We start from the raw sequence: 2,714 nt of genomic DNA, 5'->3' as shown, positions 1-2,714 counted from the left end.
GGTCGCCCTTTTCGTTGGCCGGTCAGCGTCCGCGTAAGGGCGGCACACCCGGATCCGGCAGCCACGCGTTCTTCGGCAGCTCGCCCGTCTGCCAGAACACGTCGATCGGGATGCCGCCGCGGGGATACCAGAAGCCGCCGATGCGCAGGTAGCGCGGCTCCAGGAGGTCGCGCAGCCGCTTGCCGATCGCCACGGTGCAATCCTCGTGGAACGCGCCGTGGTTGCGGAATGAGCCGAGGTAGAGCTTCAGCGACTTCGACTCCACGAGCCAGTCGCCGGGCACGTAGTCGATCACCAGGATCGCGAAATCCGGCTGCCCGGTGACCGGGCAGATCGAGGTGAATTCGGGCGCGGTGAACCGGGCGACGTAGTCGGTGTCCGCGTGCGGGTTCGGGACCCGGTCGAGTCGCGCCTCCTCGGGGGAGGTGGGGAAAGGCGTCGGCTGGCCGAGCTGGAGGTCGTTGGCGGAGGTCATGGCGGGCATATAAAGCCTGTCGGCGCCGCGCGCATCTGTCTGATCCGCGACGCTTTCCCGGGTGGACCGGGCTGTGCGCCGCCCGTCCCGACGCTTGCCGCCGGCCGCCGCTTGACGGATAAGCCGCCGCGATGCGCCGCACCCTCTGATTTGGGCGCGGCCACCGACCCGCGGCCCCCGCGAGAGGACGTTCCATGACCGCGATCACCAATATCAGCGCCCGCGAGATTCTCGACAGCCGCGGCAACCCCACGGTCGAAGTCGACGTCATCCTGGAGGACGGCTCCTTCGGCCGCGCCGCGGTGCCGTCGGGCGCCTCCACCGGCGCCCACGAGGCCGTGGAGCTGCGCGACGGCGACAAGAATCGGTTCCTCGGCAAGGGCGTCCTCAAGGCGGTCGAGGCGGCCCAGACCGAGATCCTCGACGCGATCGGCGGCATGGAGGCCGAGGATCAGGTCGCGGTCGACGAGGCGATGATCGAGCTCGACGGCACGCCCAACAAGGCGCGGCTCGGCGCCAACGCGATCCTGGGCGTCTCGCTGGCGGTGGCGAAGGCCGCGGCCGAGGCGTCCGGCCTGCCGCTCTACCGCTACGTCGGCGGCGTGCAGGGCCGGGTGCTGCCGGTGCCGATGATGAACATCATCAACGGCGGGGCGCATGCCGACAACCCGATCGACTTCCAGGAATTCATGATCATGCCGGTGGGCGCCGATTCGCTCGCCGAGGCCGTGCGCATGGGCTCCGAGGTGTTCCACACCCTCAAGGGCAAGCTGAAGAAGGCCGGTCACAACACCAATGTCGGCGACGAAGGCGGCTTCGCTCCGAACCTGCCGTCCGCCGAGGCCGCTCTCGACTTCGTGATGGAGGCGATCAGCGCCGCCGGCTTCAAGCCCGGCCAGGACATGGCCCTGGCGCTCGACTGCGCCGCCACCGAGTTCTTCAAGGACGGCGCCTACGCCTACGAGGGCGAGGGGAAGACCCGCACCATCGAGGCGCAGGTCGATTACCTCGCGCAGCTCGTCGCCACCTATCCGATCGTCTCCATCGAGGACGGCATGTCGGAGGACGACTGGGCCGGCTGGAAGCTCCTGACCGACAAGATCGGCGCGCAGTGCCAGCTCGTGGGCGACGACCTGTTCGTCACCAACGTCGAGCGCCTGTCCCGCGGCATCGCGGAGGGCACGGCCAACTCGATCCTGATCAAGGTCAACCAGATCGGCTCGCTCACCGAGACCCTGGCGGCGGTCGATATGGCCCAGCGCGCCGGCTACACCGCGGTGATGTCGCACCGTTCCGGCGAGACCGAGGATTCGACCATCGCCGACCTCGCGGTCGCCACCAATTGCGGGCAGATCAAGACCGGCTCGCTCGCCCGCTCGGACAGACTGGCCAAGTACAACCAGCTGATCCGCATCGAGGAAGGCCTGGGCCCGCAGGCGCTCTATGCCGGCCCGGCGGCGCTCAAGCAGCTCGCCCGGCGCTGATCCGGCGGATCCTGCTGACCGGCCTGCTCACCCTCGGAGCGGCCGGCCCAGCCTGTGCCGACCCGCTCTGCGACGGCGCACGTCCGACGCTCAGCGCGCAACTGCTGTTCGGCCTGTCGCGGCCGGATGGCGGCCTCATCCCGCAGCGGGCCTTCGACCGGTTTCTGGCCGAGCGGATCACCCCCCGCTTCCCGGACGGGCTGACGGTGTTCTCCGGTCGGGGCCAGTGGCGCGGGCCGGACGGACGGCGCGTGCATGAGGCTGCCCGCATCGTCCTCATCGTCACCGGGGCGACGCCCGAGGCGGTCGCGGCCCTGCGCAGCATCAAGGAAGAGTACCGGGAGCACTTCGCCCAGGGCGCCGTCGGGCTGGTGCTGCAGCGGAGCTGTGCGCTGTTCTGAGGGCGGCGGCAGGACGGGGGGAGGCCGGTCTTCCGGGCCCCGCAGCCTGCGCCGCCTCAGGCCGACGCGGCATCGGACGGCTCCGCCGGCACGGTCCAGACCCGCATCGGCCGCGACAGGCCCCGCAACTCGATCGTCCCGACAGGCTCCAGCCGCCGGGCGCACCGCTCGGCGAAGGAATCCGAGACCAGGAGCGCATGGCCGAGGGCCGCGCACTGGCTCTCGATCCGGCTGGCCTCGTTGACCGCCCGCCCGATGATCGTGAAGTCGAGGCGCCGCTCGGTCCCGACATTGCCGTAGATGACCGTCCCGAAATGCACGACGCACTCGGCCGCAGCTCCGGCAGACCCGCGG

4 protein-coding genes are annotated in these 2,714 nt (G+C 70.4%); 2 read left to right on the top strand and 2 right to left on the bottom strand.

The window, feature by feature from the left end; all coding sequences use genetic code 11:
• Positions 1-22: 22 nt before the first annotated feature.
• Positions 23-475 (bottom strand): preQ(1) synthase, encoded by a 453-nt coding sequence (gene queF, locus I53_RS25920; RefSeq protein WP_043356277.1) that lies wholly within the window; start codon positions 473-475, stop codon positions 23-25.
• A 194-nt stretch (positions 476-669) separates the two neighbouring features.
• Between queF and eno the strand changes: the two genes are divergently transcribed.
• Positions 670-1,959, top strand: a complete 1,290-nt coding sequence (gene eno / locus I53_RS25915; RefSeq protein ID WP_043356273.1) for a phosphopyruvate hydratase — start codon at positions 670-672, stop codon at positions 1,957-1,959.
• On the top strand, positions 1,956-2,360 hold the full coding sequence (locus tag I53_RS35525; protein WP_236962139.1) for a DUF3574 domain-containing protein: 405 nt from the start codon (positions 1,956-1,958) through the stop codon (positions 2,358-2,360). The genes eno and I53_RS35525 overlap by 4 nt, the downstream gene beginning before the upstream one ends.
• 56 nt (positions 2,361-2,416) lie before the next feature.
• Here I53_RS35525 and I53_RS25905 read toward each other — a convergent pair.
• A partial coding sequence (locus I53_RS25905; protein WP_251982461.1) for an adenylate/guanylate cyclase domain-containing protein occupies positions 2,417-2,714 on the bottom strand: 298 nt, incomplete at its 5' end.

The organism is Methylobacterium sp. B1 (genome assembly GCF_000333255.1).
Lineage (GTDB): Bacteria > Pseudomonadota > Alphaproteobacteria > Rhizobiales > Beijerinckiaceae > Methylobacterium > Methylobacterium fujisawaense.
This window is presented reverse-complemented; position numbering and strand designations above follow the sequence as displayed.